The organism is Cellulomonas sp. (assembly GCF_015234515.1).
Taxonomy (GTDB): Bacteria; Actinomycetota; Actinomycetes; order Actinomycetales; family Cellulomonadaceae; genus Cellulomonas.
The window spans coordinates 59,196-81,437 of sequence record NZ_JADGMY010000025.1 but is presented as its reverse complement, the minus strand read 5'-3'; the positions used below and the strand labels follow the sequence as shown (position 1 = coordinate 81,437).

The following is a 22,242-nucleotide window of genomic DNA, read 5'->3' as shown; positions in this document are numbered from 1 at the left end:
GCGGTGTCGGCGATACGGAACCCTCCGTCGGGCTCGCATCGCTCCTGCACACGCTGCCGGTTCGAGTCGCGATCACGCGCCCAGGCCGTGATCGCGGGCCGTCGCCACGGCCGCGGCCCGGTCTCGCAGGTGCAGCTTGGTGAGGATGCTGGCGACGTTGTTGCGGACGGTCTTCTCCGCGAGGTGCAGGCTCTCGCCGATGCTGCGGTTGTCCAGACCGGTCGCGACCAGTCCGAGGATCTCCGTCTCACGGGTCGTCAGCTCGGGGAACGGGCGCGGCGCCTGCTGGTCGCGTCGTGCCGCGAGCTCGGTGACACGACGCCCGACCCTGTCGCCGAAAACGGTTCCTCCGGCGGCGACCGTCTCGATCGCTCGAACGATCTCGTCGCGGTCGGCACCCTTGAGCAGGTAGCCCCGCGCTCCTGCGCGCAGGGCCCCGAGAACGGAGTCGTCCTGCTCGCTCATCGTCAGCACGATGCAGGCGGGGCGGTCGCCCGCGGCCACGAGTCGGTCCACAGCGGTGACCCCGTCGAGGGTGGGCATCGCCAGGTCGGTGAGCACGACGTCCGGATCGTGCGCGCGGACCAGGCGGAGCAGGTGGTCGCCGTCGGTGGCCTCGCCGACGATGACGACGCGCTCGACGTCGTCGAGCGCCGCGCTCAGCCCGTACCGGAACATCGGGTGGTCGTCGGCGATCACCACCCGCACCACCTCGCCCGGTGCCGGCGTCACGCGCGACTTCCGACCGGGATCCGCAGCGTCACGGTGGTACCCGCACCGTCCGTGTCGATGTCGATGTGCCCCCCGACTGCGCGAGCCCGCTCGCGCATCGACGCAACCCCGATCCCGGTCTCGGCCGGAGCTACTCCTCGCCGGCCGTCGTCGACGACCTTGGCGACCACCTCGTCGGCCTGCACGCCCACGTCCACCGCGATGCCGTCCGCATCCGCATGACGCAACGCGTTCGTCATCGCCTCGGACACCACCCGGTACACGGCGTCCTCGACGTCAGCGCTCAGGGGCGGCAGGGCGCAGACGGAGACGTGCACGGGGACGGTCGAGGGTGCCGTCCGTGCACGTCGTCGCAACGCCGCCTCGAGGTCTCCCACGACGAGGTCGGCGGGCCGCAGGTCGTCGAGCACTCGGCGCACCTCGAGCACCGCGCGTTCGACCTCGTGCGCGAGCACCGCCGTGATGTCACGCGCTCGCTCGACCTGCTCCGCATCGAGTGCGTCCGCGGCCCCGCGCAGGCCGAGGCCGATGCCGGTCAGCGACGGTCCGAGCTCGTCGTGCAGATCGCGTCGGATCCGGTCCCGCTCCCCGGCCGTCGCCGCCAGCACGGCGTCCCGTTGCGTCTGGAGCAGGTCGGCGAGCCCGACCGCCTGTGACAGGAGCGCGAGCTGTGGGGCGACGGCCCCGAACAGATCGGCATCCCGCCGGGAGAAAGGCTCGCCGGGCCTGCGCGGGACGAGGCCGATCTCGCCGACGTGCGATCCGGCGACAACGAGCGGGGCACGCATGCTCACCGGCTCGACGGCGCCGACGCGAGCGCGCTCTGTCGAGTCGGGCCCGAACAGCACCGCTCCACGCGCCCGAAAAGTGGCCGCGACCCGGCCGAGGGACTCTTCCAGCAGCCGGGACGCGTCGGCATCGGCCACGGTCCTGCCGAGGTCGGCCACGGCACCCGCCGGGTCGGTGCGGGTCCCGTACAGGAATCGGCCGACGATCCGCTCGACCCTCTCGCGGAGCGGCAGGAGCCCGACGGACAGGACGGCCGTCGCGATCACCGCGGGAACCACGGCGCCTGTCAGCTGTGCGCCGGCCCACGCCGTCGCCGCCAGGTAGACCGCGGTTGCGAAGACCGTCAGGACGACGTACGTGACGGTCCGCGGGAGTGCGGTCTCGATGCCCAGCAAGCGGTACCGCAGCACCCCGACCGCGATCGCGGCGGGCAGGAGCGGAACGGCGATCGACTGGAGCCAGAGCGCGACGGTCGACTCACCCAGGAACATCGTGGCGAGAAGAAACGCCACCGACAGGAGCAACCAGGCCAGCTGTTGGCGCTCGGGGTACGCAGCGCGAGTCAGCCGGACCACGCACAGCACCCAGCCGAGAACGACTCCGCCGAAGTAGATGCCCGCCGGCAGCAGCAGGACCCATGCCGGGGCGACGTCGGAGGCGTCACCGAACGCCCACGTCGACCTGGGGTGGTACTGCGCCCACAGCCACTGGGCCTGCTGCGCGACCGCACCGGCCACGACGATGCCGCCGGCGACCAGGCCGGACCGCCCTCGGATCCGGCCCGACGGGTACAGCAGCGCGAGCAGGCCGATCGTGAGGTACAGCATGAGCCCGGCGGCGAAGGACAACGCGACGCCGGTGACCTCGTCGAGGTCGGTCCCCGCGCGCCCGAGCGCGTCGTGCGCCACGCCTGCCTGCGTGATCACGCCCGTGGTGAGCAGCATCCAGCCCAGCACGTTGCGGGGTCGGTGCCAGGCGATCACGGCACCGACCAGCGCCCAGCTCAGGGCGGAGACGGCGAGGAGGACCACCGGGACCGCTTCGAGGGCGGGCGTGCTGGACGCGACCTCAGCGGACGCCTCGGCGAAGCCGGCGACGGCTGCGCAGATCACCGCGACGACGGAGAGGCAACCGGAAGCGATCCGCTCGGCGCTCACCTGCCCAGTATGGAACCCGCCCGGACCGGTGGGATAGGGCCACCGCGCCCGCTTGCACGGGCAGATCCGCCCGCATAGCCGGGCGCTGTGCACCTTCTTGCCCTGCGCAGGGGCGCGACAGCCTGAGGCCGTTCAGCACCTCCGGAGGAAGGCACTCCCGTGACCTCGACCGCACCGACGGCTGCCAAGACGCACAAGCGTCGCGGACCCGGCCGCGAGATCCTCTACCGCGCCCTCCTGATGCTCTGGGCGCTGACCTTGCTCGTCCTCTTCGGTACCTGGCGTTCGATCCTGACACCGTGGGTCGCCTTCCAGGACACCGCCGACCACGGCTGGGACCGCACGGCCGAGCTGCACCGGCTCGCCGACAGCGCCTCCGCAGTCCTGATGGTGGCGATCGCCGCGGCGTCCGTCGTGCTCGTCACTCGCCCCGCGCACCGGTCGGGCATGGCGGCCTGGATCGCCGGCTCGCTCGCCGCGGTCGGACTGGCCGTTCCGGTCTCAGGCCATCTCCAAGGGCACGCTGCGGCCGACGGGCTGATCACCGCGGGAGTCTGGCTGGCGCTCACCGCCGTGACGTTCGTAGTGGTGGCTCCCGACGGCCGGGCCGTGGCACGTGGCGGCCTCGCCGACGGGTCCGCACCCCCCGCCCACGCGCGCCTGCTGCTCGCTGTGGGGGGCATCGTCGGGATCGGCGCAGCACTGACGGCCGTGGTGTGGCGTTCCGCCGGCGGTGTGTTCGAGAGCGCCCGCGAGGACGACGTCGTCGGCTTCGTGCTGCTCGGGCTGTCGTTCGCCCTGGGATGCCGGCTCTGCCAGACCGGCCGCGAGGGCTGGCGCGCGCTGTGCGTGATCCTCGCGTGCGTGGCGGGCTACGTCCTCGTCGGCGGTATGACCCTCGCCCTGCCGTGACGGCTACTGGCGCAACGAGCGGCATCCCGAGCATCCCGACCCCCACGACCTGGTCGACGAGAACTGGGACCACGACGAGCGGCACCAGCTGTGGTTCTACCTGACGACCGGCACAATGCTGCGGCCGCAGATGGGCAAGTCGCCGTGCCGCATCTGTGGCGTCGAGAACGGAGCCGTCGAGTACACGGACGGCACCTACATCTGGCCGGAAGGGCTCGAGCATGACGTTCACGATCACGCCGTCCGGCTCCCCCAAGAGGTGATCGATCACGCCGTCGACCGGCTCGGTCGACTGGAGGCGAGGAGCGTCTCCATCGACTGGTGGCTCCAGCAGCATGCCGGGCGTACCCGACCCACCGCTTGATGACAGGTGGACGCCGACGCACGGCGTACGGTCGGGGGCACGGGGATCGAACTGTTGAGGACTCGGGACAACTCCGCTGAGTTCCTCCAGACGACGTCGCGACCGCGCAGCTCAGGCCTTCGGCCGAGCGTCGCGGAACGATGAAGTTGGCGCCTGTCGAGGCCGATGCGTGGAAGTGGCCCGACTCGACCCCGCAGGCACATCGTCGCGACCTTCTCGTCCCGGGGCCCGGCGCATCGTTGTGGACTTCCTGCTCGGCGTGCGGCCGGACGCGGCTCGCACCCGCTACCCGCGAGCACTGCGGACCAGCTGGAAGCGAGCGGTCGTGACGTCCGAGGCTGTCCAGTGGAGGAGCCGGGCCGGTCATCAGCGGCGCATCGAACGATCGCGGATCTCCCGCATCGAGCTCGTCCAGACAGTGCCCTTCCGCGACCAGGGCAGCCGGGGCACTGACATCGCCGTCGACCACCACCTCCTCATAGGTACGACGGGAGGCGTGCTCCTCCGAGTGCGGGACACGAGCACCGCCAGCGACACAGCCATGCGCGCACGCTGGGCACCACTCGCTGTCCCTACGGTGCGGGTCAACCTGCCGATCAACCGGTTGAAGGACGCCCGCCGTCGGTGGCCCGAAGCGTTCTGGATCGTCACGGCGCACCCGGTGCTCTCGACCACTCTCGCCACCGTCGCATTCATGTACGGGCTGCCGAGGCTGATGTAAATCCCACGGAGCAAGTACATGAGATCCGGACAACTTGCTGAGACGAACGCCGTCTCACCTGCTTGTCCGATCGCAGGTCATGGCGTCGCTCTTCGGACAAGCCAGATGAGCCGGTGCACGAGTGCGGTGGCTTCCTGCATGTCCGTGGCGATCTGTGTCGTCGCGACCGTCGACTTCCTGCGCCGGGACGTGTCAGCGTGAGCCATGCGCCGTCACATCGAGCTGAGCGCCGGCCGCATTGACTACGAGGACACGGGCGGCGACGGTCCCGTCCTCGTCCTCGCGCACGGCGTCCCCATGAACGAGACGCAGTGGCGCAAGGTCGTGCCGCTGCTCACCGGGTACCGGTGCATCCTGCCGACCCTCCCGCTCGGCGGCCACCGGCAGCCGATGCACCCGGGCGCGGACCTGTCCCACCGCGGCGTGGCGCTGCTGCTCGGTGAGTTCCTCGAGCGGCTGGACCTCACGGACGTGACGCTCGTGCTCAACGACTGGGGCGGTGGCCAGTTCATGGTCTCCGAGGGCCGCGCGCAACGCGTCGGACGGATGGTGCTGGTGGCGTGCGAGGCGTTCGACAACTTCCCGCCCGAACCGGCGAAGGCCCTGGCGGCGGCCGCCCGGGTGCCGGGCGGGATCTGGCTGGTCGTGCAGCTGATGCGCACCCGTTGGTTCCGGCGCAGCCGTCGCGCCTACGGCGCCATGAGCCTGCGCGGCATCCCGGACGAGGTCTTCGACGACTGGATCGCGCCCGCGAGGAGGTCCCGGGCGATCCGGCGCGACTTCGCGGCGTTCGCGTCCTCGGCACCGGATCGCGCGACGCTCCTGGCCTGGTCCGAGCGGCTCGCCGACTTCACGGGTCCCGTCCTGGTGGTGTGGGCGCAGGACGACCCGCTGATGCCTCGCGCGCACGGGCCCCGGCTCGCGGCCCTCTACCCAGCCGGACGTCTGGTCGAGATCGCCGACTCCTCGACCCTCGTCCCCGAGGACCAGCCCGAGCGGCTCGCCGAGGTGATCCTCGCGTTTCTCGACGACCCCGGCTGAGGTCCGGGTCTCAGGCTGCGACGCGTGACGATGCGGCGCAGACGTCGCCGCCTCGATGGGAACCCGTCGCCGATAGGTTGCCGTGGGCTGCCAGGCCTCCACGTCGTCCCTCCGCGCGGGCATCGGGTGAAAAGGCATCGTCGCAGCGGAACACCGCGCCCGTGAAAAGGGCATTCTCTCGGCGGGCCCCCGCGTCCGGCCTTCTGGACGACAACACCATTGTGGGACGACCGACGACGGTCCTACCCTGAAAACGCCAGCGGTATCTGCTCCAGACGCGAACCGCGCAGCGTTCCGCTACGTGGACGTGGGGACTGAGGGGGTTCGCGATGCTCCGAGCTGTGAGTCGCCGGGCGCCGGCGACAGGTGAGTCCGACTTCGCCGTGACGCTGCACGCGCCCGAGGAGGCCGAGGAAGCGAGACTGACGTTGGAGGTGGTCTCCTCTGCGCTGGACCCGAAGGACTGGGACGAGCTGTCGGGACTTCTCACCCGTCGAGACTCTCGCGTCGTGTTCAATCCGGGTGGTGTCGCGAGCGGGCCGAACGGGCCGATCGTGCGGTTCGACCTGAAGTGGGTCAGCTGGCTCACCGATGAGAGCGAGCAGCTCGCCAGCCTCGTCGTGACCGACGCGCAGTAGCTCCACGACCGCGTGCTGATCGCCGAGCACAGGGACACGCTGCTCGACGCCCTGGTGCGCATGCTCCGCGCCACGGACCCCGACCGGGACGACGAGTCGGCGGATCTTCCGGTGGACACGTCGCCCACAGGTCTCCTTGCCCTGCGCGCCTGCCTCCCCGAGCTCGCCACCACCCTCCACCTCTGCGGCGTGGGCCTGACGCCGGTCCAGGGGACCGCCGTGGTGGCGGCTGTCCGGCTCGTCCCGCAGCTGCCGCTGCCCCCGGATCGGTCCGCGGCCGACGACGCGGTCGTCGCGCGACTGCTCGGGGCCGATCTCGCCGATGCTCGGATCGAGGCCGGACCACCATCCGCGCCGCTGCCGGACCTCGGCTGGGAGGAGCTCGGAGCCGCACTGGCGGCGCGGGCCTCCGCCGCCCTTCCCCGCCTCGCACCCGTGGAGGCCTCGATCGTCGAGGCTCGTGCTCTCGACGTGGCTCGGGCGGCCACGCTTGCGGCCGCCGAGCAGGACCACTGGACCTGCGCGCGCCTGCTCCGCTGGCTGCCGTTCGTCGACCAGCGCGATGCCGGCCTGATCCTGCCGCTGCTGGAGTACCAGCGCATCTACGCGGGCTGCGACCCGACGGTGGCGTGGTCCCTGGCCGTCGTCGACCATCTGCTCGATCGTGCGGCGCTCTCAGCTGATGTCGCACTCGGCGGCGTGCCCGCGTGACCGCGGCGCACGCCGTGCTGGCGGGTACCCGCCGATGGGTCGACCACAACCTCGACCGGTTCCACCTGCCTGACGTCGCGAGCCCCGGCTTCGTGCACGCCCTCAAGCCCCTCGGTGAGCTGGCGCTCACCGCACATGTCGCGGATCTCGGCTCCGACTCCGCAGGCTGGCTGGAGTGGTGCTGGCAGGAGACCCAGGAGGGCGAGCTGCTGCTGCGCGTCGTCGATGAGCACCACGCCCTGGTGCCACCGGTCGTCTCCCTCTACTCGGTGTTCGCGACGCACGGGTTGCGGCTCATGGCCCTCGAGCGACGCCTGGCTCGCCTCATGCCCCTGCGCGCCGTCGTCGCGCTCGAAGTTGCACCCTGGCGGCGGATCGAGCTCGGTCGAAGCCTCGCTGTGGTCGGCCTGCCGAGCCCGTGGGACGAGCGGGAGTGTCTGCGGGACACGTGGCTCGGCCATCAGCCCGAACCGTGGGTCGTCGACGACGACGCCGGCTACTCCGTCACCCACACGGTCTTCTACGTCACCGGCTTCGGCCGACGGCCCGAGGAGATGCCGACCCACATGGCCGAGTACGTGCGCGCATGGCTGCCGGTCTGGGTGCGCGTGTTCGAGCTGAGACGCAATCTCGACCTCGTGGCCGAGCTGCTGCTGGCGGGCCGCTGCCTGGGCATCGACGTTCCCGGCATGACCTCACTGCACCGAGCCCAGGACCTGGAGGGGATGGTCCCTGGGCCGGTGCGGCCCGGGCAGTCCACCGCCTCGACGCCCGCCGGCCGCTTCGCGCAGAGCTACCACACGACCCTCGTCTCCCTGATGGCCGCGGCCGCGGGCATCCGTGATGGGTCCGGTCCAGGGCCAGGCGCGACCGAACAGCAGTCTGTCGAGTGGCGAGGGTGAGCCGCTGCCGGACGCGGTGCTCGAGCCACCGCTGCCACCGAGGCGCGCGCCGTCGAACCCGAGCCCCGCAGCGTCTGGCCGTAGCACGCGTTCGCGAGCCCGGGGGTGGAACTCGTCCGCCCGGCCACCTGACGGCTCCACCGCGACCAAGGGCCTCCCGCGGTGCCAAACATGTCCCTCATGTCCGAGGTGCGTGTTTTGCTATGCGAGCCAGTTCGCATGATGGAAGGCGCGGCGGTCGCTGGCGACCCGCGACCGGAGCGTCACAGTAGGGGGGGCGTTCTTGCCATGCACGAAGACCAGATCACGATCCAGGCACCATGCGAGGCGGGCCGGCCCGCACGGCAGCTCACGGTGAGATCCGGGCAGTCGGCGTCCGTGGGAGTCTGCCGGTGCAGCACGTGCGACCTGAATCTGAGGATCGAGGACGACAACACACCCGCTTTCACGGCGGAGATCACCGCCGGCCACGGCTACTGGTCGGTGAGCAACCTCTCCGACCAGCAGCCGATCCGGATCGTCAACATGGACGACTCGTACCAGTACTTCCTCGTCGAACCCGGCCGCCGACGCGTCCCCGTCCCGTTCGAGCTGTCACAGATCGGGCCGACCAACGCGCCATCCGGCTCCATGGTCACGATCTTCGGGCCCGAGCCCCGACGGGTCCTCAAGCACCAGCCGGTGTGCCGAGAGGCGCCGGCGCGCCCGCTGCTCGACCCGGGATCGACGTATCACCGCGTGCTGCGCGAGCTGTGCCGCCCCCGCCTTGCGGGGTCGCTCAGCGCCCCCTTGCCGACGTCGTCGCAGATCGCGAGCGTTCTGAGCTCCGGGCGGCGACAGCTCACCGCACGCGCCGTGGACGCACACATCCGGTACGTGAGCGCGAAGCTCGACCTTCCGAGAGGAGCAGGTCGTGACGCGCTCGTCGCGGTCGCCATCCGACTCGGCGCGGTGCAGTAGCCACGGCCGTGCAGCCCTGCGAGGTCAGGCATCACGTCGTGCGAACGTCACGTACGCCGCCGCGACGCACGCCGCGACCCATGCCGTCAGGACCCCGAGACCCGCCCCACGCGTCAACGCGTCGGGGCCCTCGGGCGTCCCGACGGCGCTCAACGCCGCGTCCTGCGGGAGGAGCGCGATCACCTGGGGCAGCGCACCGCGCAGGGTCGGTGCGACGAGCAGTGCCGCGACGACGAGCACGACCAGCGGCACCACCGCGCCACGAGCGAGCACCGCGAACCCGAACGCGAGCACCGACATCAGCGTGTACACGCTCAGCAGCGCGAGCACCGCCGTCACGGCATCACGCGGCCCGAGTGTGCCGTCGCCAAGGGCACCCGCGTGCTGGACGAGGTACGCCGGCGTCACGACCACGAGCGCGGCGGCTGCGCTCACGCCCGCCGCCACGGCGAGGTGGGCGCGGAACGACCGGGGACGGTCCGGCGTCGCGAGCAGGCTCGAGCGCAGCTGTCCACCGGTGTACTCGGTCCCCGCCGCGATCGCCCCGAGCGCTGCGAAGACGTACACCGGCGCGAGCATGAGACTGCCGACCTGGCCGAGCGGGATCCCGCCGTCCGCTCCGGCCAGACGCAGCGCGTCGTCGCGCGCGAGCACCGCCAGCACCACGTCGGCGACGAGCGCGACGCCCACCACCGCCCACACCGACGGGAGGGTGCGGACCTTCGTGAGCTCCGCGGCGAGCACGGCGCTCACGGCGCCTCCCGGCGGGTGAACGCCGCACCCGCAACGATCCCGAGCACGACGACCCACGTCGCCAGCACCGCGACCGCGAGCGTCGGACCCGACGTCAGGTCCGGCGTGGACACCGGGTCCAGCAGCAGGTTGCGTCCCGCGCTGACCGGCAACCAGCGGTCCAGGGTCGGCGCGAGCGCCTGGGACATCGCCACGGCGGTCAGGACCACCGCCACCATCACCGCGACCACCACGCTGCGTGTGACGAGCGTGACCGCGTACGTCACGAGGCACAGCGCCACCGCGAAGCCGACGAACCGAGCCTGTGCGGACAAAGCGGCCTGACTCGCGACGAGCCCGGGCTGCCACTGCCGTACCGCGAGGTAGGTGAACAGTGTCGACACCGCGGCGACCAGCAGCGCGGGCAGGATGAGGAAGACGCCGGCGGCGCCGAGCTTCGCGGCGACCAGCTGCCCGCGCGCGGGCACCGCGAGCAAGCTCGTGCGCAGCTGACGCCCACGGAACTCCTGCCCGGCGATCACGGCCGCCACCACCGGCAGGAAGATGCACATCTCGAGCGACGACGCGACGAGACTCTCCAGCATCGCCTGCTCCGCGTCCTGCGGCTGCCCGACGAAGATCTCGATGATCCCGTCGGGCGTGATGGCGGCAACCGCGTCGGAGTACAGGGACACCGACATCGCGCCCACGAGCACCTGGAGCACCAGCACGCCACCGAGCGTGAGCCACACGCTGCGCAGCGTTGTGATCTTCGTCAGCTCGGAACGCACGACCGCCACGAGCGCGCTCACCGGGCCGCGCCCGCGGCCAGTGCGGCGAAGAACGCGTCCTCGAGCGAGGGGTGCCCCGCGACCACCGCGCCGAGCGTCCCGTGCACGAGGACCCGACCGCGGTCGATGATCACGAGGTCGTCGACCGTGTCGGCCATCTCCGCCATCTGGTGGCTCGAGACCAGCACGGTGCGCCCCTGTGCGGCGAACTCCCGCATCAGGGTGCGGATCCACCGGATCCCCGCCGGGTCCAGGCCGTTCGTCGGCTCGTCGAGGACCACGACCTGCGGGTCGCCGAGCAGCGCCGCCGCGATGCCCAGACGCTGCGTCATCCCCAACGAGAACGTGCGCACCCGCTGTGACCGGGCTCGCTCGAGATCCACGAGCCCGAGCACCTCGTCGACCCGCGACCGCGGGATCCGGTTCGACTGGGCGATCCACCGGAGGTGGTCGACCGCGCGACGCTCCGGGACCGCACCCGCGCCGTCCAGCATGGCCCCGACCGTCCTCAGGGGGTCCCGCAGCTCGGCGTACCGTCGACCGCCGATCGTCGCCGTGCCGCTCGTCGCGGAGGTCAGGCCGAGCAGGATGCGCAGCGTCGTCGACTTGCCGGCGCCGTTCGGACCGAGGAACCCGGTCACGCGACCGGGCACCGCGGTGAACGTCACGTCGTCGACGGCCATGGACTGCCGGTACCGCTTGGACAGGTGCTCGATCGTGATCACGTGGACCTCACAGACGGGCGGGAAGGACTCCTCGATCCTGTCCACACCGCGCCGGCGCCGGGTCACCCGGAAGTAGACACCTGTCCCGGCGCGGACGCGGGCAGGCGGGCCAGGACCTCGAAGCCCCCCGTGGGGTGGTCGGCCCAGTCCACGGTGCCCCCCACCAGGGCGGCGCGCTCGCGCATCCCCGTCAGGCCGAACCCCGGCTCCGGCGCACCGGCGCCCGGCCCCCGGTCCCGCACCCGCACGCGCACGTGCGTCCCGTCCGACTCGACGGCCACCGTGCACGGGGCGCCGGGCGCATGCCGCACCGCGTTGGCCAGCGCCTCCTGGACGATCCGGAAGACCACCAGGCTCGTCGCCTCGTCGACCCGGTCGTCGACCTCGATCCGTGCCTCGACGTGCACACCTGCCGCACGCGTCCGTGCCACCAGCTCCTGCAGGCGTGACGCGAGCCCGCCCTGGCCGGGAGCGTCCGCCGACGTCCGCAGGGCACCGACCAGCCCCTGGACCTCCTCCAGGGTGACCCGTGCCCGGACCTCGATGTCGGCCAACGCCTCACGCAGCTCGGCCTCGTCCGCATCGGGCAACGAGCGGGCCACCCCGGCCTCCGCGCTCAGCAGACCGAGCGCGTGACCCACCACGTCGTGCACCTCACGGGCGACCTCCAGCCGCGCCGCGACCCGCGCCGCCTCGGCCGCCGCCTCCAACCGCCGGCCGACGGCCGTCCCGAGCAGCCACGCCACACCAGGTGCCGCGACCGACAGGACCACCCACTGCGCGACCTGCCGGCTCTCGTCCGGGACCCCCGACACGGCCACGACGACCAGCAGCACGGCGACGAGCCCGATCACCAGCCGGCGCGCACTCGCGGCCCGGCGCACCGCCAGCGGGTACAGGCACCACGCCGTCGCGAGCATGAAGTCCTCGGTGAGCCCGGCCGCCGCGGCACCCAGGGTCACCACCCCCACACCCCCCACGACGACGGCCGGGAGCCGCTCACGGACCAGCATCGCCACCGCGACGAGCACCGCGAGCGCCAGTCCCACGGCACGACCGCCCGGCCCGGAGTTCAGCGTGGGCGGCAACCAGAAGACGCCCACGACGACCACCGCCGCGACCACGTTCACGGACCGTCGCGCCAGCGCCGACGACCCGTCCGACGGCCGGGGGGGCACGAGCACAGAGTCAGGCATGCCTCGCAAACTAGACCAGTCGGCACGACCCGCCGCGGAGCGCGATACTCACGTGCCATGACCGAGGCCCCGATTCGCGTCGTCGTCGCCGACGACGACCCCTCCTTCCGGGGCGTCTACCGCAAGCTCTTCGACCGGACGCCGGGCTTCCGCCTGGAGGGGGAGGCGGGCGACGGCGACGAGGCGGTCCGGCTCGTGCGGGGGTTCCGGCCCGACGTGGCGCTCCTGGACGTCCAGATGCCACGTCGCACCGGTCTCGACGCGGCGCGCGAGATCCTCCAGGAGGTGCCCGGCGTGCGCGTGGTCATGCTCACGACCTTCGACCTCGACGACTACGTGCACGAGGCGCTCAACCTGGGGGTCTCCGGGTTCCTGCTCAAGAACGCCTCACCGCAGGAGGTCCTGGCCGGCGTGCGCACCGCACACGCCGGCCACGCCCACCTCGCCCCGGAGGTCACGGCTCGGCTCCTGCGCCAGCTCGCCCCGCCCCGCCCCGAACGTCCGCACGCGTTCGTCGGGCGGCTGCTCACCCCGCGCGAGCTCGACGTCGTCCGGCTGGTGGCCCGTGGGTGCAGCAACCAGGAGATCGCGGACCAGCTCGTGCTCAGCACCGAGACCGTCCGCACCTACCTGCGGCGGATGTTCGTGAAGCTCGGCGTCAAGGACCGCACCCACCTCGCGGTCCTCGCCCACGAGGCGGGGCTGCTGCACGAGACCCGCTGACCCGCGGGGTCACGCGAGCAGCTGGTTGCCCGCCAGCTCGCGGTACAGCGGGCACGCGTCCATCAGCTCGCGGTGCGTGCCCTGCGCGACCACACGTCCCTGGTCCATCACGATGATCGCGTCCGCGGCGACCACCGTCGACAAGCGGTGCGCAATCACCACGATGCTCCGTCCGCCGACCGAGGCGACGAGGTCCCGGACGATCCGCTCGTTGTTGCTGTCCAGGTTCGACGTGACCTCGTCGAGCAGCAGGACCGGCGAGTCCGCCAGCAGCGCACGGGCGATGGCGAGCCGCTGGCGCTCACCGCCGCTCAACAGCTCACCCCCCTCACCGACCTGGCACGCGAGGAACGCGGCCGCGTCGCCTGCCCGCGGGAGGTTGACCTGGCGCAGCGCGTCGATGCACTGATCCGTGCTCGCCCCCGGGGCGCCGAGGACGAGGTTGTCCCGGACCCGGGCGGAGTTGACGTCGACACGGTCATGAGCCCGTGCGCCGCGACGATCCAGGAGGCTGCGGCCCGTACCGGTCGAGACCTGACCCTCGGTCCGCGGGCCAGCCCGGACCCCGGACGCGAGGCACCTGCACGGAGTACCCCCGTCGACACAGCGGCGCACCTGGGTAGCGCTCGCGCTGGGCTCGGCGATCCAGCGTTTCGAGGCACGGCTCCTGCCCGGCCCGCAGCTTCGTCGGCAGCATTCCCTCACGAGGTCGTCGTCCGCCGCCCCGGACCGTCAGGCATCGCTCCACTAGGGTCGCCGGCATGACCACGCCAGAGATCACCGCGGATCTCGTCCGCGACCTGCTGCGGGACCAGCACCCCGACCTGGCCGACCTGCCGCTGCGCGAGGTGGACGGCGGCTGGGGGAACCAGATGTGGCGCCTCGGCAGCGAGCTGGCCGTGCGGATCCAGCGGATGGACACGAAGCCCGACCACCAGCTCAAGGAGCGACGGTGGCTGCCGGTGCTCGCCCCGCGCCTGCCGCTGCCCGTCCCGGTCCCGGTGCGCGACGGTGCGGCGTCCGCGCGGTTCGGCAAGCTCTGGACGGTCATGACGTGGGTGCCGGGACAACCGCTGGACCACGGGTCGATCACTCGGGGCGAGCACGCGGCCGACACCCTGGCGACGTTCCTGCGGGCGCTGCACGTGGAGGCGCCCGCCGACGCACCGGTGGCAACCGACCGCGGCGGGCACCCTAAGGACTGCACCGGGGGCTTCGAGCACTTCCTCGGCTCGGTCGATACCGAGGCGCTCGGCTGTGACGCCGCCGACGTCCGGGCCGTCTGGGACGACGCCGTCGCGGCCCCCGCGTGGGAGGGCCCGCCGGTGTGGGTGCACGGTGACCTGCACCCGGCGAACGTCGTCGTCACCGACGGGACGCTGGCCGGCGTCGTGGACTTCGGCGACCTGTTCGCCGGCGACCCGGCGTGGGACCTCGCGGCGGCCTGGCTGCTGCTGCCGACGGGCGTCACCGCGCGCTTCTGCGCCGCCTACGCGCAGCCGGACGAGGTGACCGTCCGACGTGCCCGTGGGCTGGCCGCCGCGAAGAGCCTCTTCCTGATGCTGATGGGCCAGAACGGGGACCGCGGCCTGCCCGGCGGGAAGCCCGCGTGGGGACCGGCGGGACGCGCGGCGCTCGACCGGGTGCTGAACGAACCTCTGCCCGGTTCGCTCGACGAGCCCGCGACCTCGCCCGACGAAGCGGTCTGAGGAACCTCAGAACCTCAGCTCGCCGTCCGGTCCGAACACCGCCGGCAGCACGGCGAGCACCCACTCCGGCCGAATCGGCCCGAAGACGTGGGGGTACATCTGCCCGTCTCCGCCGTCCTCGAGGCGGACGTCGGTGCCAGCGGCCTCGATCGTCGCCGAGTCCAGCACCAGCACACAGAGCTCCTCGGTGTCATCGGCGTGGACGGTGCGCGCCACATCGGGCAGCTGGTCACGGGTCGAGGCGTGGATGAAGCCCACATCGTCCAAGGACGCGCCACGCGTCGACGTCCGGTACTGACCACTGACCAGGGCTTCATCCCAGTCGGCCCGGTGGGCGAGGTGCAGGATCTCCATCCCCGCGAGGCTACTGCGCCGCTCGAACGGACCGACCTGCGAGTCGCCCGGAAGTGCCCGGCCGGTCGGCCGACGAGAACCGAGGCCAGGAGCGAGGTCCCCTGGCACGCTCTCATCCTGGCCTCAGGTCCATCGGGGACGATGAGCGGCACGAGCACCGACCGGAAGGGGGCGGGCGGCGTGCGGATCATGATCGCCGACGACGACGCGGCCATCCGTGAGTCGCTGGAGCGAGTGCTCCAGGTCGAGGGGTACGACGTCAGCACCGTCACCAACGGTCTCGCGGTGCTCGACGCGGTCGGTGGGGCCGGTGGTGACACGCTCGACCTGCTCGTCCTCGACGTGATGATGCCCCGCCTCGGCGGGTTGGAGACCTGCCGGCGGTTGCGGGCCGCCGGTCGGGAGCTGCCGGTGCTGATGCTGACCGCTCGCGACCAGGTCTCCGACCGGGTCGCGGGGCTGGACGCGGGCGCCGACGACTACCTGCCCAAGCCGTTCGCCACCGAGGAGCTGCTGGCCCGGGTGCGGGCCCTGCTGCGCCGACGCACGGCGAGCGACGAGGAGCCGCAGATCCTGTCGTTCGCCGACGTCCGGCTCGATCGCGACAGGTTCGAGGCGTCGCGGGGCGGACGGCCGCTGCGCCTGACGCGGACCGAGTTCTCCCTCCTGCAGGTCCTCATGGGCAACGCGACGCGGGTGCTGACCCACGACATGCTCTTCGAGGCGATCTGGGGCTTCGACATGAGCGCCACGGCCAACAACCTCCAGGTGTACGTGAGCTACCTGCGCCGCAAGATGGAGGCCGAGGGTGAGCCGCGACTGGTCCACACCCTGCGCGGCCTGGGCTACACGCTGCGGGAGACTCCTCCGTGAGCAGGCCCCCCGGCCGGGAACCGCGACGGATGAGCCGGTGGTGGCGCCGGCGGTCCCTGCGGGCCCGGATGACGGTGATCGCGACGGCGGCCATCACGGTCAGCGTGTTCGCGGCGTTCCTGGGTGGCGCGGGGCTGCTCTACTGGCAGCTGCAGGAGACCGCCGAGGACGAGCTGCGCACCGAGGCCCGCGTCCTGGCGACGACCGCGGAGCGCGCCGGTCTGGCGCAGGTCCGGCTGGCGCCGTATCCCGGCTCCGACCGGCTGGTGCGGGTCGTCCTGCCCGACGGCTCCACCCGGACGCCCGTCGGCCAACCCGCGCTGCCCCCGGTCAGTGCGGACGCCGGGCGTGTGGCGCGGGGCGCACCGGCCGACCTGATGGAGGACGCCGACAGGGGCGGCGACGACTACTTCGTCTACACGCTGCGGGCGGGCGACGGCGCGGTCCAGGTGGCCCGCGTCGCCGACGAGAGCCCGCTCACCCGGTTCGGGCTGGGCATGCTGCTCATCGGGCTGCTCTGCGTGGTCGGGGGCGCCCTGGTCGGGCGGACCGTGGCGCGGATCGGCCTGGCCCCGATCGACCGGCTGAGCGCCGCCGCGACACGTGTCGCGCACACCCGCGATCTCGACGCCGACATCCCCGACGAGGGCGGAGGGGAGATCCGGCGGCTGACCCGGTCGATCAACGACATGCTCGCCGCGCTCCGGGACTCCCGGCAGGCCCAGCGGCTGCTCGCCGAGGACGCCGCCCACGAGCTGAGGACCCCGCTCACCAGCCTGCGCCTCAACAGCGAGCTGCTCATCCGGCTCGATCGGCGCGGCACCCTGGACAGCGCACTGCCGGCGCAGAGCCGGACGCGGCTGCTCCACGACGTCGGCGCCCAGGTGGCCGAGCTGAGCACCCTGGCCGCCGAGCTGACCGACCTGGCGCGCGGTGACGTCAGCGACGAGAGCACCGAGCTGCTCGACCTCGCCGACGTGGTGGCGGCCGCCGCGACCCGGGCGCGTTCCCGCGCGCCCGACATCCAGGTCGCGCTCGACGTGACCTCCGTGTGGGTGAGCGGGCGTCCTGCTGCGCTCCAGCGGGCGGTGCTCAACCTCATCGACAACGCCGGCACCTGGTCCCCCGCGGACCAGCCGGTCCAGGTCCGGCTGCGTGCCGAGGGCACGTCGGCGGTGCTCGAGGTCGACGACGCCGGGCCGGGCATCGACGCCGCCGACGTACCGCGCGTGTTCGACCGGTTCTACCGTGCCGACAACGCCCGGGCACTGCCGGGGTCGGGGCTGGGGCTGTCGATCGTGCAGCGGGTCGTCGACGCCCACGGCGGCCGGGCCACCGTCGCCCGCTCCGCTCGCGGTGGCGCGCTGCTGCGCCTCGAGCTCCCGGCTGCGGCCCCGCCCGCGTCGCTCTAACGGGCGTCTCAGTCTCGCTCGATAGGAATCAGGCCTCAGGTCAGCGATGTCACCCGCATGAGGAGGCCACCATGGCAGTCGACGCAGCACCGTCCGGTTCACGACGGAAGGTCGGGGCAGCCGTCATCACGCTGGCGGCGGTGTGCGCCGTCGCCGCCTGCAGCCCCGGCGCGGACAACCCCGCGGCGCCCGCCGCGGCCGACCCGCACAGAGCGCACGGGGGCGGGCCGTCGGCTCCACCGCAGCCGCTGCGCGCCGGCGAGCGGTTCGTCGACCTGACGATGGCCGAGGCCTACACGCCCGCGCCGCCCGAGGGCGCCGTGGACGAGTACCGGTGCCAGGTGCTCGATCCGGGCCTGACCGAGGCGGCGTTCCTGACCGGGACCCAGGTCGTCCCGGAGAACGTCGCCATCGCGCACCACGGCATCGTGTACGCGGTGCAGCCGGACGACGCTGCCGCGGTCCACGAGCACGACGCGAGGACTCCCGGCCCCGGCTGGCAGTGCTTCGGCGGGACCGGCGTGGACGGCGCCGACGTGGAGGACGACGACGAGGAGAGCACCGACGCGGGCGCGGCGTGGGTGGACACCTGGGCGCCGGGCGCCACTGAGACGCTGCTCGACCAGGACGTCGGCTTCAGGCTGGAGCCGGGCAGCCTGATCGTCTTCCAGATGCACTACAACCTGCTCGCGACCGACGGCACGCCGGGCGGGTCCGACCGCTCGGCGGTGCGGCTGCGGCTGACGGGCGGCACCCCGCGGACCCGGGGGCTCGAGACGTGGTCGCTCGGCGCGCCGACCGACCTGCCCTGTTCCGCCGACGAGTCGGGTCCGCTCTGCGACCGGGCGGCCTCGGTCGCCGACGTGACCAAGCGGTTCGGGCCCGAGGTCGGCGGTTTCGCGGACGAGCAGGTGGAGGAGTGCAACGAGGGCGGTGTGCCGACACCCGGCGACACCCAGTCCTGCGACCACGAGGTGGAGGAGCCGGTGACGGTGTTCGCCGGTTTCGGTCACATGCACATGCTCGGGCGGTCCGTGAAGGTCGAGCTCAACCCCGGCACGCCCGACGCCCAGGTCCTGCTGGACGTGCCGCAGTTCGACTTCGACAACCAGCGCATGACGAGGCTGCCGTCGCCCGTGGACGTCGACCCGGGTGACGTCCTGCGGGTGACGTGCACGCACGACGCGGCGCTGCGCAAGCAGGTGCCCCAGCTGCGCAAGCTCCCGCCGCGCTACGTGGTGTGGGGCGACGGCACCGGCGACGAGATGTGCATCGGCATCATGACGGTCTCCCCCCGCCGGCCCTGACGGGTGGAGGTCACGATGAACTTCCGCGACCTCCACCTCGTGACAACAGATGACAGCTCGTCCCGACCCGCGCACGGAGGTGCAGATGTCCTCGCTGCTGGACACCCCGAACACGTCGGACCCGAACGACCATACGCACGCACCGGGCTGCGACGGCTGCCTCGATCGCCGGCAGGTGCTGAAGCGGGCCGGAGTGGTCACCGCCGGCGTCGCCGCAGCCGGCGTGCTCGCCGCGTGCGGTCGTGGCGGTGGTCCGACCGCGGACCGCACCCCGAGCGCGAGCACCGGCGGCGGGTCGAGCACCGGCGGGGGGTCCGGAGCGCTCGCCGAGCTCGCCGACGTCCCCGAGGGCGGCGCGCTCTCCGTCAAGGACGCCGACGGGAACGAGCTCCTCCTGACGCAGGCGACCGCAGGGACGATCGTCGCGCTCTCGGCGGTCTGCACCCACCAGGGCTGCACGGTCACCGCGGACGACGGCCGGCTCGTCTGCCCGTGCCACGGCTCGGTGTTCGACCTGTCAGGCGCGAACGTCTCGGGGCCCGCTTCGACACCGCTGCCCGAGGTCGACGTGCACGTCGTCGAGGGGCGGGTCCTCGCAGGCAGGGCCTGAGACCCTCGGGACGATCGGGGGGCGTGACGACGCCGAATGCGTCCGGCCGCGGCGGCCGACGGAGGGCGCTCGGATGAGCGTGCCGGCAGCGCACTGCTCGTGGCAGCGGCGTGGCGGCGGGCCCGCTCGTACCCTTCGATGATGTCGACGTGCGACTCCCGCTCCGCCACCCCCAGGTGGTCGCGGCGACGACGAGACGCGGCCGTACCCCTGCTGTCAGTGCGCACGGCCGACCACCCGACCCCACCAGGACGAGACGATGACCTCCGCCACCTTCACCATCCCCCTGACCGACGACCTCTTCCGTGGTGCCGTCGAGCTCGAGCGGACCGAGCGGGGTGTGCAGCCGCACCGGCTGCCGGCCTGGGCGCGTCGCCAGCTGCCGGACCCGCAGCTGCTCATGGCCGAGGCGCAGGCAGCGGGCGTGCGCCTGGTCGCCCGCACCCGGGCGACGCGGATCGAGCTGGACGCCCGGCCGACGCGCGTGACCTACGTCGGCCTGCCCGGACGGCCGGACGGCGTGTACGAGCTGCTCGTCGACGGTGACCTCGCCGGCCGGGCGACCGTCGACGGCGGCGACGTGCTGGCGATCGACCCTGCCACCGGCGCGCGTGAGGTCCGCCCCGGTGAGCCGGGCAGGGTGACGTTCGACGAGCTGCCGGACCGCGACAAGACCGTCGAGCTGTGGCTGCCGCACAACGAGCTCGCGACGCTGGTCGAGCTCCGCGCCGACGCCCCGCTCGAGCCCGTCACCGCCGACGGCCGACCCGTCTGGCTGCACCACGGCTCGTCGATCAGCCACGGCTCCAACGCGCTGACGCCCACCGGCACCTGGACCGCGCTCGCCGCGCGCGCGGCCGGCGTGGACCTGCTCAACCTCGGCTTCGGCGGCAGCGCCCTGCTGGACCCGCAGACCGCCCGCACGATGCGCGACACGCCCGCCGACCTGATCTCCGTCAAGATCGGCATCAACATCGTCAACGGCGACACCATGCGGCTGCGGACGTTCACAGCGGCCGTCCACGGGTTCCTCGACACCGTCCGCGACGGGCACCGCGACACCCCGCTGCTGGTCGTGTCCCCGATCCTGTGCCCCATCCACGAGGACACCCCCGGCCCCGGCGCCTTCGACCCGAGCAGCTTCGGCTCGGGCACCATCCGGTTCCTGGCCACGGGCGACCCGGCCGAGGTTCCCGCCGGCCGGCTGACCCTCAGGGTCATCCGCGACGAGCTGACCCGCATCGTCGCCCAACGCCGGCAGGACGACCCGCGCATCGCCTACCTCGACGGGCGCGAGCTGTACGGCGTCGGCGACGAGACCGCGCACCCGCTGCCCGACGCACTGCACCCCGACGCGGCCACGCACCGGATCATCGGAGAGCGGTTCGCGCGCCTGGCGTTCGGCCCGGGGGGCGCCCTGTCCCCCGCGTGAGGCACTGGTGCCGGAGGTCATGACAGCGGCATGACCGCGCTCGATCGTCACCGGTTCGACCTGGCCGTGCCGGGCCACCACGAACCCCCGTGCAGATCCACCACGACGGGCGCCGAGGACCGTAGTGGGCGAAACGCCCGCCCGTCACCAGCCGAAGGGGCGCCCATACGCTCGGCTCAGCCACGAAGGTCGAGCTCGCGGCGTCCGGACCACGGTCCAGCGGCCGGCCGTCAACAGGGTCGAGGTCGGTAGGCCTCCAGCAGTGCGAGAACGCGGGCAGCGCGTGACGAGACGGTCGCCCCGTCAGCCGCGGGCCGCAGCACGGACCACAGCCCGCCGGCGCCGGGCGTCCATGAGCACGGACGGACCGTCACACCACTGCTCGATGGCGCCGAGGCCGGGCGGCAGGGCGAGCAGCAGCGGATCGCGGGCCTCGGCCCGGACCACCTCGAGGACGGCGTCGTCGACGCCGAGGAACGGGCGGTCGTGGAACGGTCGGACCGGTACGCCGTCGGCGACCGGCAGACGCGCGCCACGCTGCTCGTCGTAGAGGGCGGTGAGCGCGAGGCCGAGCGAGTGCTGACGTTCCGTCCAGTCGTCTGCCGCCAGCGCTGCGCGCAAGGGCGGCACCAGGCGGGACGCGAACGAGAGCCGGCTGACGGCGGTGCCCAGCCACTTCGGGTACGGCGCCCACACGTCCCCGACGACGCAGCCCAGGTGCAGCACCACGCCGGCGATCCGCCCCGCCAGGGCTCGTGCACCCACGTCGTCATGGACCTGACCGGCCCGACCGAGCAGGTGGAGCTCCTGCGAGACCCGCCACCAGCCCGCGGCGAGGACGTGGAGCCGAACGTCGCGGGGGTAGGTGGCCAGGAGCGTTCGCGCGCTCGTCACGGTTCCCGAGGCGTCATGGAACAGCCTCCCTGCGGTGACCTCCAGCACGGCCTGACCGGTGAGCGCCAGCCAGCCGAGCGAGTCGAGGTCGTGCGGCGACCCGACCCCGATCCGGGCAGCGAGGAAGTCCTCGACGGTGGTGACCTCGACACGGTGCCGTTCCCGAGCGTCCCATGACGTCGCGAACCGTGTCGGATGCCCGCCGAACTCGGCGGGCAGGCTGTCGTCCAGGGCTGTCGCGACCTGCTCAGGGGTGGGCCACGCGGCAGAGGCCGCGTCGGAGGCGTCCAGGAGCAACGTCAGCCGCAGACCCCAGTCGTGGTCGCGGGACATGTCGTCGTCGAGCCCGAGGACGTCGGACCCGGCTCCGAGCCGACCTGCGGCGTGCGGCAGCCCGGGCCAGTGACGCTCGAGCGCGGGTCGGACGACCTGCTCGTAGTAGGCCTCGCTGAGATCCGCGCCGCGCACCTGGACATCATGGCGCGGCGCGCCGAACCGGCACCAGACGAGCCACGATGAGCACACGCGCCTCTTCGACCTCCCCGAGCACGAGATCG

The 22,242-nt window shown here is 72.7% G+C and carries 24 protein-coding genes; 15 read left to right on the top strand and 9 right to left on the bottom strand.

The annotated features are described in order from the left end of the window. Positions 1-72 precede the first annotated feature (72 nt). On the bottom strand, positions 73-732 hold the full coding sequence (locus tag IR158_RS12590) for a response regulator transcription factor (RefSeq protein ID WP_291813532.1): 660 nt from the start codon (positions 730-732) through the stop codon (positions 73-75). Then, positions 729-2,678, bottom strand: a complete 1,950-nt coding sequence (locus IR158_RS12585) for a histidine kinase (protein ID WP_291813530.1) — start codon at positions 2,676-2,678, stop codon at positions 729-731. The genes IR158_RS12590 and IR158_RS12585 overlap by 4 nt, the downstream gene beginning before the upstream one ends. 159 nt (positions 2,679-2,837) lie before the next feature. Between IR158_RS12585 and IR158_RS12580 the strand changes: the two genes are divergently transcribed. From IR158_RS12580 to IR158_RS12545, 8 genes are all read left to right on the top strand, one after another. Beyond that, a complete protein-coding gene (locus IR158_RS12580) occupies positions 2,838-3,590 on the top strand; it encodes a hypothetical protein (protein ID WP_291813528.1) in 753 nt (250 codons plus the stop codon). Between the two features lie 115 nt (positions 3,591-3,705). Then, positions 3,706-3,954, top strand: coding sequence for a hypothetical protein (locus IR158_RS12575; RefSeq protein ID WP_291813526.1), 249 nt, complete (start codon positions 3,706-3,708; stop codon positions 3,952-3,954). Between the two features lie 325 nt (positions 3,955-4,279). Next, on the top strand, positions 4,280-4,675 hold the full coding sequence (locus tag IR158_RS12570; RefSeq protein ID WP_291813524.1) for a hypothetical protein: 396 nt from the start codon (positions 4,280-4,282) through the stop codon (positions 4,673-4,675). Between the two features lie 204 nt (positions 4,676-4,879). Continuing rightward, on the top strand, positions 4,880-5,716 hold the full coding sequence (locus IR158_RS12565) for an alpha/beta hydrolase (RefSeq protein WP_291813522.1): 837 nt from the start codon (positions 4,880-4,882) through the stop codon (positions 5,714-5,716). 383 nt (positions 5,717-6,099) lie between these two features. Beyond that, entirely contained in the window at positions 6,100-6,354 is a 255-nt protein-coding gene (locus tag IR158_RS12560; RefSeq protein WP_291813520.1) for a hypothetical protein, read from the top strand. 12 nt (positions 6,355-6,366) lie between these two features. Further along, the gene (locus IR158_RS12555; RefSeq protein ID WP_291813518.1) at positions 6,367-7,065 is read left to right on the top strand and encodes a hypothetical protein; all 699 of its coding nucleotides are present in this window, start codon (positions 6,367-6,369) and stop codon (positions 7,063-7,065) included. Next, a complete protein-coding gene (locus IR158_RS12550) occupies positions 7,062-7,967 on the top strand; it encodes a hypothetical protein (RefSeq protein WP_291813516.1) in 906 nt (301 codons plus the stop codon). The genes IR158_RS12555 and IR158_RS12550 overlap by 4 nt, the downstream gene beginning before the upstream one ends. 171 nt (positions 7,968-8,138) lie before the next feature. Further along, positions 8,139-8,927, top strand: coding sequence for a hypothetical protein (locus tag IR158_RS12545; protein ID WP_291813514.1), 789 nt, complete (start codon positions 8,139-8,141; stop codon positions 8,925-8,927). A 24-nt stretch (positions 8,928-8,951) separates the two neighbouring features. On the opposite strand, the gene IR158_RS12540 is transcribed toward IR158_RS12545, so the two are convergent. From IR158_RS12540 to IR158_RS12525, 4 genes are read right to left on the bottom strand one after another with little or no spacing between them, the layout of a single operon-like run. Beyond that, positions 8,952-9,680, bottom strand: coding sequence for a hypothetical protein (locus IR158_RS12540; protein ID WP_291813513.1), 729 nt, complete (start codon positions 9,678-9,680; stop codon positions 8,952-8,954). Continuing rightward, the gene (locus IR158_RS12535; RefSeq protein ID WP_291813512.1) at positions 9,677-10,471 is read right to left on the bottom strand and encodes an ABC transporter permease; all 795 of its coding nucleotides are present in this window, start codon (positions 10,469-10,471) and stop codon (positions 9,677-9,679) included. Before IR158_RS12535 ends, IR158_RS12540 begins: the two co-directional genes overlap by 4 nt. Continuing rightward, positions 10,468-11,241, bottom strand: coding sequence for an ATP-binding cassette domain-containing protein (locus IR158_RS12530; RefSeq protein ID WP_291813510.1), 774 nt, complete (start codon positions 11,239-11,241; stop codon positions 10,468-10,470). The genes IR158_RS12535 and IR158_RS12530 overlap by 4 nt, the downstream gene beginning before the upstream one ends. Then, entirely contained in the window at positions 11,238-12,371 is a 1,134-nt protein-coding gene (locus tag IR158_RS12525) for a sensor histidine kinase (protein ID WP_291813508.1), read from the bottom strand. The genes IR158_RS12530 and IR158_RS12525 overlap by 4 nt, the downstream gene beginning before the upstream one ends. 57 nt (positions 12,372-12,428) lie before the next feature. On the opposite strand from IR158_RS12525, the gene IR158_RS12520 reads away from it, so the two are divergent. Then, the gene (locus IR158_RS12520) at positions 12,429-13,094 is read left to right on the top strand and encodes a response regulator transcription factor (RefSeq protein ID WP_291813507.1); all 666 of its coding nucleotides are present in this window, start codon (positions 12,429-12,431) and stop codon (positions 13,092-13,094) included. 9 nt (positions 13,095-13,103) lie between these two features. On the opposite strand, the gene IR158_RS12515 is transcribed toward IR158_RS12520, so the two are convergent. Beyond that, positions 13,104-13,709 (bottom strand): ABC transporter ATP-binding protein, encoded by a 606-nt coding sequence (locus tag IR158_RS12515; RefSeq protein ID WP_291813505.1) that lies wholly within the window; start codon positions 13,707-13,709, stop codon positions 13,104-13,106. A gap of 146 nt (positions 13,710-13,855) precedes the next feature. On the opposite strand from IR158_RS12515, the gene IR158_RS12510 reads away from it, so the two are divergent. Next, entirely contained in the window at positions 13,856-14,803 is a 948-nt protein-coding gene (locus IR158_RS12510) for a phosphotransferase (RefSeq protein WP_291813503.1), read from the top strand. A 6-nt stretch (positions 14,804-14,809) separates the two neighbouring features. Here the strand turns inward: IR158_RS12510 and IR158_RS12505 are convergent, their stop codons facing one another. Continuing rightward, a complete protein-coding gene (locus tag IR158_RS12505) occupies positions 14,810-15,157 on the bottom strand; it encodes a DUF952 domain-containing protein (protein WP_291813502.1) in 348 nt (115 codons plus the stop codon). Positions 15,158-15,298: 141 nt separating this feature from the next. Between IR158_RS12505 and IR158_RS12500 the strand changes: the two genes are divergently transcribed. The 5 genes from IR158_RS12500 to IR158_RS12480 all read left to right on the top strand — a co-directional run bounded on the left by IR158_RS12500 (position 15,299) and on the right by IR158_RS12480 (position 20,791). Continuing rightward, positions 15,299-16,030 (top strand): response regulator transcription factor, encoded by a 732-nt coding sequence (locus IR158_RS12500; RefSeq protein WP_291813500.1) that lies wholly within the window; start codon positions 15,299-15,301, stop codon positions 16,028-16,030. Next, complete coding sequence (locus tag IR158_RS12495) at positions 16,027-17,442, top strand: HAMP domain-containing sensor histidine kinase (protein ID WP_291813499.1); 1,416 nt, start codon at positions 16,027-16,029, stop codon at positions 17,440-17,442. The genes IR158_RS12500 and IR158_RS12495 overlap by 4 nt, the downstream gene beginning before the upstream one ends. 71 nt (positions 17,443-17,513) lie before the next feature. Next, entirely contained in the window at positions 17,514-18,749 is a 1,236-nt protein-coding gene (locus IR158_RS12490) for a hypothetical protein (RefSeq protein ID WP_291813497.1), read from the top strand. Between the two features lie 85 nt (positions 18,750-18,834). Next, positions 18,835-19,359, top strand: coding sequence for a Rieske (2Fe-2S) protein (locus IR158_RS12485; protein WP_291813495.1), 525 nt, complete (start codon positions 18,835-18,837; stop codon positions 19,357-19,359). Between the two features lie 259 nt (positions 19,360-19,618). Beyond that, a complete protein-coding gene (locus IR158_RS12480) occupies positions 19,619-20,791 on the top strand; it encodes an SGNH/GDSL hydrolase family protein (RefSeq protein ID WP_291813493.1) in 1,173 nt (390 codons plus the stop codon). Between the two features lie 303 nt (positions 20,792-21,094). On the opposite strand, the gene IR158_RS12475 is transcribed toward IR158_RS12480, so the two are convergent. Further along, a complete protein-coding gene (locus IR158_RS12475; RefSeq protein WP_291813491.1) occupies positions 21,095-22,153 on the bottom strand; it encodes a DUF4037 domain-containing protein in 1,059 nt (352 codons plus the stop codon). Positions 22,154-22,242: the final 89 nt, after the last annotated feature.

Coding starts and splice junctions, on each gene's coding strand:
- IR158_RS12575 (WP_291813526.1), top strand. CDS start 3,706: ATGCTGCGGCCGCAGATGGGCAAGTCGCCGTGCCGCATCTGTGGCGTC.
- IR158_RS12565 (WP_291813522.1), top strand. CDS start 4,880: ATGCGCCGTCACATCGAGCTGAGCGCCGGCCGCATTGACTACGAGGAC.
- IR158_RS12545 (WP_291813514.1), top strand. CDS start 8,139: ATGTCCCTCATGTCCGAGGTGCGTGTTTTGCTATGCGAGCCAGTTCGC.
- IR158_RS12525 (WP_291813508.1), bottom strand. CDS start 12,371: ATGCCTGACTCTGTGCTCGTGCCCCCCCGGCCGTCGGACGGGTCGTCG.
- IR158_RS12520 (WP_291813507.1), top strand. CDS start 12,429: ATGACCGAGGCCCCGATTCGCGTCGTCGTCGCCGACGACGACCCCTCC.
- IR158_RS12510 (WP_291813503.1), top strand. CDS start 13,856: ATGACCACGCCAGAGATCACCGCGGATCTCGTCCGCGACCTGCTGCGG.
- IR158_RS12505 (WP_291813502.1), bottom strand. CDS start 15,157: ATGGAGATCCTGCACCTCGCCCACCGGGCCGACTGGGATGAAGCCCTG.
- IR158_RS12500 (WP_291813500.1), top strand. CDS start 15,299: ATGAGCGGCACGAGCACCGACCGGAAGGGGGCGGGCGGCGTGCGGATC.
- IR158_RS12490 (WP_291813497.1), top strand. CDS start 17,514: ATGGCAGTCGACGCAGCACCGTCCGGTTCACGACGGAAGGTCGGGGCA.
- IR158_RS12485 (WP_291813495.1), top strand. CDS start 18,835: ATGTCCTCGCTGCTGGACACCCCGAACACGTCGGACCCGAACGACCAT.
- IR158_RS12480 (WP_291813493.1), top strand. CDS start 19,619: ATGACCTCCGCCACCTTCACCATCCCCCTGACCGACGACCTCTTCCGT.